Here is a 16,802-nt window from a genome sequence, read left to right as displayed (position 1 = left end):
TTATTGCTTTTGGAGGTAGATTAAATGCATAATATAATTAAAAAGATGTTTCAACATGGTACTGTTACTGTTGATTACCCTAAAAAGCCAATAAAGAGTTCATATATTACTGGTGTACCAGAATTTTATTATACTAAATGCAAAAGGTGCTCAAAGTGCATTAATTCATGTCCAACTGGAGCAATTGCTTTAGTTGATAATGACAAGCAGAAAGAAAAATCGCCTGCTGTAAATATTGACGAATGCATTTTCTGCAGATTTTGTGAAGATGCGTGTCCAAATAAAGCAGTATTACTTTCAAACAAGTTTGAACTGGCACAGAAAAGCAGAGCAGCTTTAAGAGCAACACCATTATTAGTTCAAGACGATGTTGTTAAGGATTTAGATTATGAGTTATTAGGCAGGCAATTAAAGGAGAAAGTAAAAAAGTTTTATGGTAAGAGCCTAAATATCAGAGAAGTAGATGCTGGTTCTTGTAATGGCTGCGATTATGAACTAAATGCTTTAGGATCTCCCTATAATGATTTAGAACGTTTAGGAATTCAATTTGTGGCTTCACCTAGGCATGCTGATATGTTAATGGTAACTGGCTGCGTAACCAGAAATATGGAGGAAGCACTCATAAAGACATATAATGCAACACCTTCACCAAAACTAGTTATTGCTGTAGGTGCATGTGCTTGCAGTGGCGGTATATTTAAAAACAGCTATGCAGGCAGAAATGGCGTAGATTGTGTATTGCCTGTAGATGTATATATACCAGGATGTCCCCCTAGGCCTCAAGCATTAATATATGGTATATTAAAAGCAATAGGTAGGCTTTAAGCTTTTTAACAATGATGGTGGTTGAGGCTTTCAATAAGGAGAAGTATCCATACTCAAGCAGAGTATCTCAACCTATAGTTTCATTGTATTTTGCGCCGAAAGCAGGCGTAGGAGGTTATCGGCTCGAAACAATAGTTTGTACTAGCATTGTGCATTTTCGAGCCATGTGGTTGTTGTAGTTTAGCGGATGGAGCAGTGAAAATTACTGCGTACCTCCACGATAGTTTAATTAAAGTTTTGTGCCTAAGATAGGCGTGGGAGGTTAGTATGAATAATCTATGTGAATTATATAATAGAGAATGTATTAATTGTGGTGAATGTGATATTTGTGATTTAGACTCTGAAAAGCATTGTGATAATTGCGGTCAATGTATTGATGAAATTGACGATTACAGAAGTGTTTCAATAAAAGATTTTATGACATCAAATATTACTAAGGAACAGATTGATAGACTTAGAGATAAGCTTTCTGAAAAAGAAAAAAATAACAATTGAAAATAGTTATATTTTTTATTTTAATTTATATATGCTGAATGTTTAAACAGAAGATAAATGCTTAAGAAGATAAATGCTTAAATAGAGGTTAAATGCTTAAACATGAGTTAAATGTTTAAGATAAAAGTTAAATTTTGAAGGGGTAGATTATTAATGAGCCGTGAAATATACTTGGATAATAGTGCTACAACAAAGCCCTATGACGAAGTTATTGAATATATGAATGATGTTAATAGGAATTTTTACGGAAATCCTTCATCTTTGCATACAAAAGGAATTGAGGCTGAAAATCTGGTGAAACGTGCCAGAAATCAGATATCGGATTCGTTGAAAGTAGACTCAAAGGAAATTGTATTTACATCAGGAGGCACAGAATCAAACAATTTAGCTATTTTGGGGTTCTTGAAAGCTAATCCTAGGGCAGGGAAACATATTATTACAAGTGAAATTGAGCATCCATCTGTGTTAGAAGTGTTTAAACAGCTTGCTAAGGATGGTTACAAAGTTGACTATATTCCTGTAGATAATAAAGGTGTAATTAAGCTAGATGCATTAGAAAATGTAATAAGCAGTGAAACTGCTTTGCTAAGTTTTATGCATACTAATAATGAAACTGGGGCAATACAGCCTATTGATGAGATTAATAAAATCAGGAAAGCTAAATGTCCGTCTGCAGTCCTTCATGTAGATGCTGTTCAAGCATTTGGAAAGATACGTATTTTCCCTAAAAACTATGAAATAGATCTTCTGTCAATTAGTTCTCATAAAATCCATGGACCAAAGGGGATAGGAGCTCTTTATATTAGAAAAGGAATACGGATTAAGCCTGTTTTATTAGGCGGAGGACAAGAAGTATCGCTACGCTCTGGAACGGAGAATGTATCTGGAATTTGTGGATTTGGTCTTGCTGCCGAAAAAATTTTTAACGATATTGATGCAAACTATACTCACGTTGCTTCTATAAAAGAATATTTTGTACAGAAAATAACTGAATCATTTGAAGATGCAATAATAAATTCCTATGATCAGGCATTACCATACATTATAAATGTTTCTTTTTCAAATTTAAAATCTGAGGTTTTACTACACCATCTTGAACAGAAAAACATTTATGTATCTACGGGTTCTGCCTGCTCATCAAATAAAAAAACTCATAGTTATGTTTTGAAGGCAATGGGATTAGAATCAAAAAACATTGATAGTGCTATTAGATTTAGTTTTTCAGCATCAAATTCTATCATTGATATTGATGAAACAATTGCAGCACTTAAAGAAATAATTCCTGTAATAAGCATTAAACGAAAAATTAAAGGTTAAGAAGTACTAGTCAAGAAAGGTACTAACGAAAGGAATGTATAAAATGAAAAAAATTATTTTGGTACGTTATGGAGAAATTATATTAAAGGGCTTAAATAGACCAGTTTTTGAAGAGAAATTAATGGGAAATATAAAAAGCGCAATATATAAATTTGGTAAAGCAAAGGTATTAAAATCTCAAGGAAGAATTTACATTGAACCTGAAGATGAAAATTACGAGTTTGATTTGGTTATGCAGAGGGTCACAAAAGTATTTGGCGTAGTTTCTGTTAGTCCTGTTTGGAAAATAGAAACTGATTATGAGCAAATAAAAACTTATGCATTAAAAATGGCAACAGAATTAGTTAATCAATATGGTTATAAAACTTTTAAAGTAGAAACCAAAAGAGGTAATAAGAAATTTCCAATGCAGTCCCCCGAAGTTTGTAATGATATTGGAGGACATATTTTTGAAAATATAAATGGATTAACAGTAGATGTTCATAATCCTGATTTTATTTTATTTATTGAGATTAGAGAGAATTCATATATTTACTCAGAAACTATTAAAGGTCATGGCGGAATGCCATTGGGCTCAAATGGAAAAGCAATGCTTTTATTATCAGGAGGTATTGACAGTCCTGTTGCAGGCTGGATGATGGGGAAAAGAGGAGTTGAACTAGAAGCTATCCACTTCTACAGTTATCCATATACTAGCGAAAGAGCAAAACAAAAAGTAATTGATCTTGCGAAGATATTAGCTGGATACTGCGGAAAAATTCATTTGCACATAGTTCCTTTTACAGAAATACAATTAGCTATAAATGATAAATGTCCAGAAGACCAGCTAACAATCATAATGAGACGTATTATGATGAGAATTGCTGAACAAATAGCTCGTAATTCAAATGCTATGGCTTTAGTAACTGGTGAAAGTATGGGACAGGTTGCAAGTCAGACTATGCATGGCTTATATTGTACTGATTCAGCAGTCAATATGCCTGTATTTAGGCCGTTAATTGGTATGGACAAGGTAGAGGTTATTGATATTGCAAGAAAAATTGATACATTTGAAACCTCAATACTGCCATATGAAGATTGCTGTACTGTTTTTGTTGCAAAGCACCCGCAAACAAAGCCTAAGCTTGATAAAATTTTGCTGTCAGAATCTAAAGTGGATTTTGAACCATTAATAAAAACTGCAATTGAAACTACAGAAGTAATTGTGGTTAGACCATAAGAATAAAAGCTTACTATGGATTGATGATAGATGAAAATATAGTAAATTAAAGATATTTATTATACTATTTGAAGGTAAATATTTTTTCACATATGATATATATTTTCAAACAGCCTATTAGATAAAATATACTTGTCTTTAAGAAATTAGATTTATGTTTTTGAATTTTTTTGATGACTTATCTAACTTGTGATTGATGATTTTGAATAGTATTTAAAGACTTATCTAACTTGTGATTTGTTTTTTTGAATAGTTTTACAACGACATATTTAACTAGTATTTGAAAAAGTATATTAAAAAGCCTCTGTTTAGAAGAGGCTTCTTAATATACTTACACCAAATATTTTAAATGTTTTTAACATAAATTTTTATTAATTATTCTGAATAATTAGTTTCAGCATCAAATGCAGATGTTGTAGTACCTGATTCCACTTCAGTGTCAGTTACAGGAGCAGAAATGGCATTAGTATCTGCATCCAAAGCATCGCCAGTGTCAACAGAAGGCTCATTAATCACAGTATTGCCGGATTCCACCGTAGCCCCAGTGTCAACAGAAGGAGCAGTAATGACGGTAGTGCCTGTATCCAAAGTAGTACCAGTGTCAACAGATGGAGCAGCATTGACAGTAGTGCCTGTATCCACTGTACTACCAGTGTTAACAGAAGGAGCAGCATTGACAGTAGTGCCTGTATCCACTGTACTACCAGTGTTAACAGAAGGAGCAGCATTGACAGTAGTGCCTGTATCCACTGTACTACCAGTGTTAACAGAAGGAGCAGTAATAACGGTAGTGCCCGTATCCACTGTACTACCAGTGCTAACAGAAGGAGCAGTAATGACGGTAGTGCCTGTATCCAAAGTAGTACCAGTGTCAACAGAAGGAGCAGCATTGACAGTAGTGCCTGTATCCAAAGTAGTACCAGTGTCAACAGATGGAGCAGCATTGACAGTAGTGCCTGTATCCAATGTAGTACCAGTGTCAACAGATGGAGCAGCATTGATATTAGTACCAGTATCAAGAACAGGACCTGCATCTACATTAGGACCAGTTATAATAGCAGTACCAGTATCAAGAACAGGACCTGCATCTACATTAGGACCAGTTATAATACCAGTACCAGTATCAAGAACAGGACCTGCATCTACATTAGGACCAGTTATAATACCAGTACCAGTATCAAGAACAGGACCTGCATCTACATTAGGACCGGTTATAATAGCAGTACCAGTATCAAGAACAGGACCTGCATCTACATTAGGGCCGGTTATAAGAGCAGAACCAGTATCAAGAACTGGGCCTGTTAAAATGCTATTTCCTGTATCTAGCGTTGGACTTATTTGATTATTAGGACCTGTTATTATGTTAGGACCTGTGTTTAAAGTTGGGGTTAGCATAATACCTTGACCATTTAAGTCAGTTTGACTAATAGGATTTAATAGACAAGGCGGGAAACTATAGCAGAAACAACTGGTACAGCTATTACATTTACCATGCATACATTTATTTTTATATTTTGAACATTTATGACAATTAAAGCAACTGCAGAAGTCTTCTTTACAATTAGCATTTTTTTGATTAACTACTTCTGAATTTAATTTATCAGTTTTTGAATTTTCGCTTTTTTTACCTCGATGACGCCTAAAATGACTTCTCATTATTTAAAGCCTCCATAATAAAACAGAGTTTAGTATATATTATTGAAGTTTTATATAGAATGTTACCATTTTTGGCCAAAGTCAATTATGTTTAAGCCTTCATTACCATAGTACATGCTTTAAAATTCTCAGAATAAAAAATAAAATTGCTCACAATTAATAAAATCAATTATATAAAAATATATTTATTAATATAATTGATAATTGCACATCAACTCTTTTAGTTATACAATATTCAATTTTCGAGCATAAATTTTACTGGTGAAGGAGAATTGCATGTAGTAGTATTTTATTGAAAATGCTAACATGAATATAAATTATGTTTAAACAAATAATTAATAAAATTATTAAAAAAAATAGAAGAATAAGAGGATCCTATTACTATTTTTTAGTACTACTGTCGCTAGTTTTACTTGCAGGAGTTATCTTTGGATATACAACTTATAAAAAAATTTCATATATGTATTTTTACAATGGAATTTATGTTGATGGAATAAATATTTCAGGGTTATCAAAGGAAACTGCAGTTAAAAAGCTTCAGAAAGAAAAAAAATTTGATTATAAAGACAAAATAATTTATCTAATTTATAAGGAAAAGAAATGGCCTATACCTTTAGATAGTATAAAATATAAGCCGGATTTTGATTCTACGCTAAATTATGCCTATAACATTGGAAGAAAAGGGAGTATAGTCCAGCGTTTAAATATCATTAATAGTTTAAATAGAAAACCAATTAACCTTATTTTATCTTATAAATATGACAAGAATCAGCTTGTAAAAAAACTAGAGGTAATAAAAAAAGATATAGATTTTTTAGGTATTTCCTCCACTTATAATTATAATTATGGTAAAATAAACTATACAGCTGATGTCACAGGAAGAAAATTAGATGTTGATACAAATTTAAAATTGATTGAAACATATTTACTCAATAGAAATTTTGAAGATATAAATTTAGTTGTTCAACCAGTAAAACCGTCTATTACTTTAGAAGATGTTAAAGAACTAGAGCATGTGCTTGCTTCATATACAACTAGTTTTAATATAAACAATTACAGTAGGGCAAGTAATATTAAGTTGGCATGCCAAAAAATTAACAATTATTTACTATTACCAGGTGAAGAATTTTCATTGGATTTAGTGCTTGGACCTAGGACAACAGCTCACGGCTATATGGAAGCCCCAATTATAATGAAAAACTCAGTTGTGCAAGGGACTGGTGGTGGAGTATGTCAAGTGGCTTCAACTTTGTACAATGCAGTTCTATTTTCAATGCTGCAGGTTACTAGTAGAATTAACCACTCAATAACTCTTAATTATGTACCTCCTGGGCAAGATGCAACAATATCTGAGGGATATATTGACTTTAAATTTAAAAATAATAGAGACTATACTGTTTGCATTGTAGCAGAAGTTGATAAAGGCAATTTAACTGTAAAAATTATTGGAAGAAAAAGAATCAATGATCCTATAGTTAAATTAAGGCCAGTTATTATTGAAGAGTACGAGCCTCCGCATCCAGAATATGTGATTGATGATAGCCTGTCAGACAACCAAGTTGTTATTAGAACAAAAGAAAAAAAAGGAATGAAAGTTGTATTATATAGAGATTCTTATAACAGCCAAGGTTTACTGATAAATACTGAAAAAATTAGTCAGGATATTTACAAGCCTGTTCGTGGAGTGCTTGCTGTAAATAAAAAAAGTTATAATAATTTAAAGATAAATTAAAATAGAAGTACATATATTAAATTACTAACGATTAGAGGTATTGACATGAATGATTTACTTTACAATAAGAAAGTTATGTGCCCTGCATGTAATAGAGAAATAGAAGTTACAAGAGTTAAAACTAAGGCATGTAAAGTGCTTTCAAGAGATACAGATATGTGTGTGCATTATGAAAACATTAATGTACTATTTTATGATGTATGGGTATGCGATAATTGTGGATATGCTGCCTTACAAGATAAATTCGAAGGATTATTTACAAGAGACGTTAAAGCAATAAAAGAAAATATTAGTAAAAACTGGATTAAGAGAAGTTTTACTGGAGAACGAGATGTGGACAAGGCTATAGAAGCTTTTAAACTAGCACTTCTAACCTTAAAAGTACGAAATGCTAAAAACAGTGAAATAGCTAAGGTTTGCTTAAGAATAGCATGGTTATATAGGTTTAAAAAACATAGTGCTAATGAAATTAAGTATCTTAATTTTGCATTAGAAGCTTACAAAGATGCGTATCAAAATGAGAGATTCCCGTTGGACAAGCTAGATGAAATAACCTGTATGTATATAATTGCAGAGTTATTTAGAAGGGTAGGCAAGTTTGATGAAGCTATAACATGGTTTAGCCGTATTGTTGCGTCTCCAGAAGCTAGAAGTAAGCCATCATTAATCGATATGGCTAGAGACCAGTATCAGCTTGCTAAGGATCAGCTAGCGGAACAAAATACATGATAAAGATTAAGGGCATTAACTATTGAATGCTGAATAAATTTTAAAATTCCTAAATTCAAATAAAATTTTTTTGATTTTATTGATATATTCTAAAAAAATGTATTGTAGAAATACTTTATTTGAATCAGCGAAATTTTAATAAGGCAAGAGGTATTCTCTCCGCGAGAAAGCAAAAGCGATAACAGCCACATCATATAGAAGAGAGGATATTTACTGCCTTGTTGTTTTGCCATAAATTAATTTAAAATTTTTGATTAATGATAAATGGCAAACAGAAAAATATATTACTCAAAGTAGTTTCTGGAGTAAATTTGGAGGAAAGCAATGGAATCGGGTAAGGTGCCAAATGACGTTTTAAATAAAATTGTTCTTAGTAAAATAAATAAATTTAGAGAAGAAATAATTCTTAGACCTGGAATTGGCGAGGATTGTGCAGCAATAGATTTTGGGGAATATGCGTGCGTGTTGTCAACTGATCCTATCACAGCAGCTGTAAATGATATTGGAAAGCTTTCCGTTCACATATCCTGCAATGATATTGCTTCAAGTGGAGTTGAGCCACTTGGATTAATGGTTACAATTCTATGTCCTGTTGGAACAAGTGAAGCAGAACTGGAAAATGTAATGGAGCAGATATGTGTTACTGCTGCAGAACTAAACGTTGAAATAGTAGGCGGACATACTGAGGTTACACCAGCTGTAAATCAAATAATTATTTCTACCACATGTATTGGCAAGTCTCAGAAAAATAAAATTGTATCATCTACTGGAGCAAAGCCTGGTGATAGTATTATTATGACTAAAAGCGCAGGGATGGAAGGTGCAGCTATAATTGCCACTGATTTTGCTCATAAACTTAATAACATTATAAGCCATGAAGATTTATGCTATGCAAGAGAGTTTGTTAAATCATTAAGTGTCGTTAAAGAAGGAGTGCTGTCTGGAAAATTTGGGGCTACATCCATGCATGATATTACAGAAGGAGGTGTTCTAGGAGCTGTCTGGGAAATTTCAGAAGCTTCTGGAGTTGGAGTTGTTATAAACAAAGATAATATTTCAGTTGATCCAGTCACAAAATCCATTTGTAATGCATTAGATATAAATGTACTGAGATTAATTTCCAGCGGGAGTATGTTAATTACCTGTCCAAATGGTGAAGAACTTGTGAAGATTTTGGAAAGTAACAATATTAAAGCTACAATTATTGGAACAGTTACTGCAAATAAAAATGAAAAATTACTCATTAGTAAAAAGGAAGGTACCGTTCAAGAGATTGAACCACCATCCTCAGACGAACTTTATAAGTTATATGTTACTGCCAATCACGAGCATAGCTTATAGTAATTGGTAATAAGAAATAAATAGAATTGTCTGTATAAATATGTAAATTTTCAAACTATTTTGCATATTTATTTGCTTATTCAATTGACATAAGTATATCTATTTTATTATAATTTTAATGATGTGATTATTAACAAATGATGTCAAAATGTATTTTGGCATGGAGTGGAGGCAAAAGTGTATAATATTGATACAATTAAAAAATTTGATCCTCAAGTAGCTGAGGCTATTGAACTTGAGGTTAATAGACAAAGAAATAAAATAGAGTTAATAGCTTCTGAGAATTTTGTAAGTGATGCTGTAATTGAAGCTCTAGGAACTCCTTTAACAAATAAATATGCAGAAGGTTATCCTGGAAAAAGATATTATGGTGGTTGTGAGCATGTTGATGTAATTGAACAGTTAGCGATAGACAGAGCAAAAGAAATATTTGGGGCAGAGCATGCAAATGTTCAGCCACATTCTGGAGCGCAGGCAAATGCTGCTGTATTTCTAGCATTCTTAAACCCAGGTGATACTTTTTTAGGCATGAATTTAGCTCATGGCGGTCACTTAAGTCATGGAAGTCCTGCTAATATTTCAGGTAAGTATTACAATGTAGTACCTTATGGTGTTAGAGAAGACAATAACTATATAGATTATGATGAACTTAGAAAACTCGCTAAAGAAAATTCTCCAAAGCTTATTGTCGCTGGTGCAAGTGCATATCCAAGAACACTTGATTTTAAGGCTTTCAGAGAAATAGCTGATGAAGTAGGAGCAATCTTAATGGTTGATATGGCACATATAGCTGGTCTTGTTGCAGCAGGTGTTCATCCAAATCCAGTTCCTTATGCAGATGTTGTAACAACAACTACTCATAAAACACTTAGAGGGCCAAGAGGCGGTATGATTCTCTGCAAAGAAGAGCACGCAAAAAAAATAAATAGTGCTGTATTCCCAGGAACACAAGGCGGACCATTAATGCATGTTATTGCTGCTAAAGCAGTTTGCTTCAAGGAAGTACTTTCACCTGAATTTAAAGAATATCAGCAAAACATAGTTAAGAATGCAAAAGCACTATCTTTAGCTCTTATTGAAAAAGGCTTCAAGCTAGTTTCAGATGGTACTGACAATCACTTGATGCTTGTAAATCTTACAAACATGAATATAACTGGTAAGGAAGCTCAGTTAAAGCTTGATGATGTTAATATTACATGTAACAAAAATGGTATACCTTTTGATACACAAAGTCCATTTATTACTAGCGGTATCAGACTTGGAACTCCTGCAGTAACAGCAAGGGGTATGAAGGAAGAGGATATGAAGGAGATTGCAGAGCTCATTCATCTTACTATTACTGACTTTGATAACTCAAAGGACAGCATTATAAATAGAGTAGAAGCACTTTGCGGAAAATATCCTTTGTATAGATAATCGTTGATTAATTTAGAAATAAGATGATTGATTTACATGGTTGTTTATAACTATGACAGCAATCTGTTTAAATTGTCGGCTTTAAGGCTGATGTTAATTGAATATAATTTTATTATAAAGTTATATATTAAAAAAAAGAGTTAGCGCAAAATATTTTGTTCTAACTCTTTTGATATGTACTAATAAATTCCAGTTGTTTATTTAGATTTAATTATTCTTCAGAAATATCATCCTCAAGGCTTTTTCGATTTCTCCTGCTTTCCGATACCAATTGATTTAGCGGATTCCTGCTTACTGCATCTCGTAGCTGTTCCTGGTCTAGGTGAGTGTATATTTCAGTAGTGGCAATGCTTTGATGGCCTAATAATTCCTGCAATGCTCTTATATCAACCTTACCATACTTATACATTAAAGTAGCTGCAGTATGTCTAAGCTTATGGGTTGAATATCTCTGAGGGTCAAGACCAGCTTCTTTAATATATTTTTTTACAATTTTCTGAACTGACTCCTTACTTATACGTTGTAAACGCTTACTCAAAAACAATGCATTTTTATCTTTTACACCGTTAACAGGGCGAACCTTCATATAATCATCAATAGCTTGTAAACAGGCATTATTAAGTGGTATGCTGCGTTCCTTGTCACCTTTACCGATGACAGTGAGGCTGTTATTTTTAATATTACTTAAATTTATTCCAACTAGTTCAGATAGTCGTAATCCACAATTTAAAAATATAGTAAGAATTGCGTAATCCCGTGCAGAATACTCACTATTCACGATATTAACAGAATCCAGCAAATCCTTGCTCTCTTCAACATTCAAGTATCTTGGAAGCCTTTTAATGATTTTAGGTGATTCTAACTCACTTGTAGGATTAACATCAATTAGCTTAGCTTTGTTTGTAAGATAGTTGAAGAATGCTCTCAAGCTGGCAACCTTTCTAGCACGGGCATAAGCTGTATTATCACGGTTACTGCTTACAAAAGACATAAATGAGTACAAATCACTTAAAGTAACAGTTTTTAAAATAGCGATGTCTACATCTGTGATATCTATTTCATCAAATTCAATTTGTTTATCTACTAGCTTTCTGTGAATTTTTAAAAATCGAAAGAAAACCCGTAAGTCATAAAAATAAACTTGAACAGTATTTGCTGATTTACCTTTAATTGTTAGAAGATAATTTAAAAAATCTTGTAGTACTAATGGCATTTCAAAATCAGAAATATTTTTCATAGGTGACTCCAATTCATTATTATTAATAATTCAACTATCCCACCGCAAAAATCTATCGGTGATTAAGCTTAACAATGGCTTGTTGACGAAATAACTAGAAAGTATAATTTGTACTTACATGGCGCACTTTTGAGTCTAAAAAACGCAAGCGTTTTTTGCTAATTTTGTAGGTAGTATTTACTTATTTTATGTATTTTGGTTCATCAATTCAAAAGCTGCCTTACTACTTTCTTCATCCATGGTTCATAGTATACCAAATATTGTAGTATTATTAGCTTATAATCAAATACTATTATACCAAAATTGCATTGACTTTTGTATGCTATGAGAAGTTTGTATTAATTAAATAAGCTTTTCAGTATACCGATGTATTATTGAAAGAAATAGTACTAAGTAGTAATATATATCTAATTGCGAAGTTCGATTAGAACTTGATGATAGAAATAATAGGTAAAGAACAAGTATTGTTAGCCGACACAGTGGAAGTTAGTAGCTATGAGCATTAAACTGAGACAGGATGCCTTGGTTATACGGTGGGCTTAAAGTGATTATTTCTCCACCGCAATTAATTCAGCGTCAAACTTCGGGAGCGAGCAATAGATATATAATTCGGGAGTACTATTTAAGCAATTTGCTGTTGATTATATTATTTTTGATTAGCAACATACCCTAGCACATTAACAACAATGATGGTAAATGTGGAAGTGTAGCTTAAAATAGCATTCCAAACAAACATGAATACTGATTTTGTGGTTCCTTAACACTGAATTTAATATAAAAGATATTTTGACAATCAATTATAATTGCCTTAAACTATATATAATTGTAAAATAATGAAATGAGAAAGAATATGTCTAATTTGTTTTATGACTGATTTAAAATACCTTAATATCATTTTTCATTATCGTAATACAATTTACAGAATCATCTTTCGCTGTTGATAATTAAATTGTTCAGAATTATCTATAGTATTTTGATTCAAGAATATATCCATAAATGGAGTGACTAATTTGGCTGAGGCTTTATATAGTAAAATTAAATATTTTGATAACATTCCAGCCACTCCTAAAAAAGAACTTATTCTCACTAGGTTGGGTTATCGAAAAGGTATTACTGAACTGAATGCACATGATATAGCATTAGTTGAAGAGAGTATGCGACAGGGACAATACCTATGTAAGCCAGAAGGAGCATATTTAATTGTTCCTATTTCAACAATCAATGGCTCTGTCATAACCCTTGATAATGGAGTTAGCATTGATAGTTTAGGTCTAACAAAGCTTTTGCAAAATAGTAAAAGCGTTGTTCTAATGGCAGCCACTGTGGGGAAAAAAGTTATAGATAAGATATTTGAAGAAGTAGAAAAAGGCAATGCTGCTAATGGCTTGATAATTGATTCAGTAGCCTCTCAAACTGCTGATGCGGCTCTTGACTGGATGGTACAGCTACTTAGAAAAATTCTAATCCGAGAAGGAAAGGTACTAACAAAACATAGATATAGTCCCGGCTACGGAGATTTACCGCTATCATATCAGAAGGTTATTTTTGATATGCTTCAGCTTGAAAGATTAAACATTTCGCTAACGGAGAAATTCATGCTAATACCAGAAAAATCAGTTTTAGCAATTGCAGGTATCGAAGATAAGGGGGAACAGGATAATAATGAATAAAGCAACGTTTAGAGAACTAATTTCAAATAAAATACTAATACTTGATGGTGCTACAGGAACACAGTTGCAAAAAAAAGGTATGCCTACAGGCGTATGTCCTGAACAATGGGTTTATGAGAATCCTGATGTGATTAAAAGCATCCAAAAGGAATATATAGAATCAGGTTCAAACATAATATATACCTGTACTTTTGGTGGCAATCGCATTAAACTTGATGAATTCGGTATAGGGGACAGAACAGTTGAACTAAACAGATGCTTAGCTAAGTACTCCAAAGAAGCTGCAGGTGATAAATGCCTTGTTGCAGGTGACTTGGCCTCTACAGGCAGATTCATAAAACCTCTGGGAGATATGGATTTCGAGGATTGTGTAAATATATATAAAGAACAGGTTAAAGGATTATTAGAGGGAGGCGTAGACCTTTTTGTAATAGAAACCATGCTAGACATACAGGAAGCTAGAGCGGCACTTATTGCAGTAAAAGAAAGCTGTGATTTGCCTGTTTGTGTAAGTATGAGTTTTGATGAGAATTTTAGAACATTAACTGGAACTGACCCAATTACTGCCTTAATTACCTTGCAAAGCCTTGGAGCTGATGTTGTTGGCTGTAATTGCTCTACAGGGCCAGTGCAAATGTTAAAAATTATTTCAATGATGAAGCCATATGCTAAAGTGCCTTTAATGGCTAAGCCAAATGCAGGACTACCAAAGCTTATTAATGGTAAAACTACTTTTGATATGAAGCCTGAGGAATTTGGTTCATATATAAAAGAATTTATAGACGCAGGAGTAAACCTATTAGGAGGCTGTTGTGGAACCTCTCCTGATTATATTAAACAGATTTATTTAGAAAGCAGAAATTTAAAGCCAGCTGTTGTTTCTTCTGAGCCTTATAGTGCTATAACTTCCTGTCGTAAAACTGAATTCTTTGGTTTAAATAAACCCGTTGCTATTGTTGGAGAGAGGATTAATCCTACTGGAAAGAAACAACTGCAAGCTGAGCTTAGAGAGGGTTCAACCCACGAAATAAGAAAGTTTGCTGCTGAACAGGTAGAGAAAGGGGCTAATATTCTTGATGTTAATGTTGGTATGCCGGGTATTGATGAAAAGGCAACAATGCTAAACACTGTAAGTTTATTGAGTTCAATAATTGATGCTCCGCTTTGCTTGGATTCATCATCACCTGAAGTTCTTGAAGCAGCACTTAGAATATATCCAGGAAGAGCATTAATTAATTCAATTTCTCAAGAAAAAGTAAAACTGGAGAAGCTTTTACCAGTTGCCGCAAAATATGGCGCTATGTTTATATTGCTTCCTCTAAGCGATGAAGGCGTTCCTGAAAAAGCTGAGCAAAGAAAAGTAATTGTTGAAAATGTTTTTGCAAAAGCAGCTGAATTTGGTTATCAAAAAAACGATGTTGTAGTAGATGGTTTAGTTATGACAGTTTCGGCAAACCAAGAAGCTGCTGCTGAGACATTAAAGCTGATTGATTGGTGCAGCAAGGAATTTGGCTGCGGAACAATAGTTGGTCTTTCAAATGTATCCTTTGGTTTACCTGAGAGAAGCTGGGTAAATGCAGCTTTCTTGGCTATGGCTATAAGCAAGGGGCTTACTATGGCGATAGCAAATCCATCAAGTGAACTATTAATGAATATAAAAATGGCTTGTGACGTAATTACAATGAATGATGTAAACAGCAAAAGCTATATATCCTATTTTGGCAGTCAGCCAAAGCCAACAGCTGGGGAAGTACGAATACAAGCCCAAGATAAAAAAATAGGTGACAGAATATTCGATGCCGTACTTAATGGTGATACTGAAATCATTGGTACACTAATAGAAAAAGCTTTAGAAGAAAAGGTTAGTGCTCGTGACATTGTAGATAACCATTTGATTCCTGCAATTAATCAAGTAGGAAAGTACTTTGATGAAAAGAAGTATTTTTTACCTCAATTAATTCAAAGTGCCGAAACCATGAAAAAGGGCTTTACTTTTGTAGAACCGCTGCTTAAGGAAGCTGTAACAGCTGAAGAAAAAGAAGTGGTCATAATTATGGCTACAGTAAAAGGTGACATTCATGATATTGGTAAAAATATTGTTGCACTTATGCTTCGAAATTATGGTTTTATAGTACATGATTTAGGAAAGGATGTAAGTGCTGAGACAATTATAGATAAAGCTAAAAGCTTGAATGCACACATTATAGGCTTATCCGCACTTATGACCACAACGATGGTGGAAATGAGAGAAGTTATAAAACTTGCAAAGGAACAAAATTTAAATTGCAAGTTTATGATAGGCGGAGCAGTTGTAGATGCTGATTATGCAAAGGAAATCGGAGCAGATGGTTATTCTAAAGATGCATATGAAGCTGTAAAGCTGGCGAAAAGGCTTTCAGAATAAAAATAATTTATGCACTAGACATAAAATTCAATATATTGATAATTATGTTATAAGTATCAATTATTGATAATAATCGCCAAAATTTATAATATAGTTAATGGGGACTGTTGCAAAACAAAAGAATAGAAATTATTGTTTTGCAACAGTCCCTTTATTTTCATAATTTATTCACTATAATAATTTTTTCATAAAATAAGCAGTAATTTAAAAAATTAAGGAAGGAGGTTAATTTATAGGGGAATTAGTGAATAAATTAAGTCAATTATGATAATGAAATATTAAGGGGGATTTGCAATGAATAAAAAGATAGCTGCTATTGTTTTATCGTTAATTATTTCAGTTCAAGCACCATTTTTATTGGGTCAGGAGAATAAAGCTCTAGCTGCAGAGACAGGCACATCGACAGAAGCAATAACTACTTTAAACACTCAATTCAATCAATTAGAAATGCCAATCATTTCAATAAATACTTCCGGGAATCAAGTAACTTCTGAAAATATAACTGCAAAAATAAGCATAATTAATGATGAAGGTATTTATGAAATGACTGACATGGATATGTCAATTAAACTTCGTGGTAATAGTACAATGTATGCTGAAAAGCCTAGCTATAAAATTAAGTTTGATAAAAAACAAAATCTGTTAAATGTTGGAGATGACAAAGGTAAACCATGGCTTTTAATTTCAATAAGATAGAGGATTTTGTTTATTTCATAATGCTAAATGGAATATAATGTTTTCTTGTCGCAATTTATGTTAAC

General features: G+C 32.9%; 13 protein-coding genes. 11 read left to right on the top strand and 2 right to left on the bottom strand.

Translation table 11 applies throughout. The features are described from left to right. Positions 1 to 24 precede the first annotated feature (24 nt). The 4 genes from EHE19_RS10020 (at position 25) to thiI (ending at position 3,856) form a co-directional block, all read left to right on the top strand. Entirely contained in the window at positions 25 to 825 is an 801-nt protein-coding gene (locus EHE19_RS10020) for an NADH-quinone oxidoreductase subunit B family protein (RefSeq protein ID WP_137696070.1), read from the top strand. Between the two features lie 267 nt (positions 826 to 1,092). Further along, positions 1,093 to 1,320 (top strand): hypothetical protein, encoded by a 228-nt coding sequence (locus tag EHE19_RS10015; protein WP_137696071.1) that lies wholly within the window; start codon positions 1,093 to 1,095, stop codon positions 1,318 to 1,320. Between the two features lie 153 nt (positions 1,321 to 1,473). Further along, positions 1,474 to 2,637 (top strand): cysteine desulfurase family protein, encoded by a 1,164-nt coding sequence (locus EHE19_RS10010; RefSeq protein ID WP_137696072.1) that lies wholly within the window; start codon positions 1,474 to 1,476, stop codon positions 2,635 to 2,637. Between the two features lie 43 nt (positions 2,638 to 2,680). Continuing rightward, positions 2,681 to 3,856, top strand: a complete 1,176-nt coding sequence (gene thiI, locus EHE19_RS10005; RefSeq protein WP_137696073.1) for a tRNA uracil 4-sulfurtransferase ThiI — start codon at positions 2,681 to 2,683, stop codon at positions 3,854 to 3,856. 375 nt (positions 3,857 to 4,231) lie between these two features. On the opposite strand, the gene EHE19_RS10000 is transcribed toward thiI, so the two are convergent. Next, positions 4,232 to 5,512, bottom strand: coding sequence for a hypothetical protein (locus EHE19_RS10000; protein ID WP_137696074.1), 1,281 nt, complete (start codon positions 5,510 to 5,512; stop codon positions 4,232 to 4,234). A 319-nt stretch (positions 5,513 to 5,831) separates the two neighbouring features. Between EHE19_RS10000 and EHE19_RS09995 the strand changes: the two genes are divergently transcribed. The 4 genes from EHE19_RS09995 (at position 5,832) to EHE19_RS09980 (ending at position 10,730) form a co-directional block, all read left to right on the top strand. After that, positions 5,832 to 7,244 carry a VanW family protein gene (locus tag EHE19_RS09995; RefSeq protein WP_137696075.1) on the top strand — a complete coding sequence of 471 codons (1,413 nt, stop codon included), beginning with the start codon at positions 5,832 to 5,834 and terminating at the stop codon, positions 7,242 to 7,244. Between the two features lie 45 nt (positions 7,245 to 7,289). Next, positions 7,290 to 7,973, top strand: a complete 684-nt coding sequence (locus EHE19_RS09990; RefSeq protein WP_137696076.1) for a DUF2225 domain-containing protein — start codon at positions 7,290 to 7,292, stop codon at positions 7,971 to 7,973. Between the two features lie 324 nt (positions 7,974 to 8,297). Then, positions 8,298 to 9,314 carry an AIR synthase family protein gene (locus tag EHE19_RS09985; RefSeq protein WP_137696077.1) on the top strand — a complete coding sequence of 339 codons (1,017 nt, stop codon included), beginning with the start codon at positions 8,298 to 8,300 and terminating at the stop codon, positions 9,312 to 9,314. 177 nt (positions 9,315 to 9,491) lie between these two features. Beyond that, the gene (locus EHE19_RS09980) at positions 9,492 to 10,730 is read left to right on the top strand and encodes a serine hydroxymethyltransferase (RefSeq protein ID WP_137696078.1); all 1,239 of its coding nucleotides are present in this window, start codon (positions 9,492 to 9,494) and stop codon (positions 10,728 to 10,730) included. 211 nt (positions 10,731 to 10,941) lie between these two features. Here the strand turns inward: EHE19_RS09980 and EHE19_RS09975 are convergent, their stop codons facing one another. Further along, positions 10,942 to 11,967, bottom strand: a complete 1,026-nt coding sequence (locus tag EHE19_RS09975) for a tyrosine recombinase XerC (RefSeq protein WP_137696079.1) — start codon at positions 11,965 to 11,967, stop codon at positions 10,942 to 10,944. A gap of 1,010 nt (positions 11,968 to 12,977) precedes the next feature. Here EHE19_RS09975 and EHE19_RS09970 point away from each other — a divergent pair. The 3 genes from EHE19_RS09970 (at position 12,978) to EHE19_RS09960 (ending at position 16,737) form a co-directional block, all read left to right on the top strand. Beyond that, entirely contained in the window at positions 12,978 to 13,637 is a 660-nt protein-coding gene (locus tag EHE19_RS09970) for a vitamin B12 dependent-methionine synthase activation domain-containing protein (RefSeq protein ID WP_137696080.1), read from the top strand. Beyond that, positions 13,630 to 16,041 (top strand): homocysteine S-methyltransferase family protein, encoded by a 2,412-nt coding sequence (locus EHE19_RS09965; RefSeq protein WP_137696081.1) that lies wholly within the window; start codon positions 13,630 to 13,632, stop codon positions 16,039 to 16,041. The genes EHE19_RS09970 and EHE19_RS09965 overlap by 8 nt, the downstream gene beginning before the upstream one ends. A gap of 294 nt (positions 16,042 to 16,335) precedes the next feature. After that, the gene (locus EHE19_RS09960; protein ID WP_137696082.1) at positions 16,336 to 16,737 is read left to right on the top strand and encodes a hypothetical protein; all 402 of its coding nucleotides are present in this window, start codon (positions 16,336 to 16,338) and stop codon (positions 16,735 to 16,737) included. Positions 16,738 to 16,802: the final 65 nt, after the last annotated feature.

This window comes from Ruminiclostridium herbifermentans (genome assembly GCF_005473905.2).
Taxonomy (GTDB): Bacteria; Bacillota; Clostridia; order Acetivibrionales; family DSM-1351; genus Ruminiclostridium; species Ruminiclostridium herbifermentans.
The sequence above is the reverse complement of the archived record's forward strand: the minus strand, read 5'-3'. Positions and strand labels throughout refer to the sequence as shown.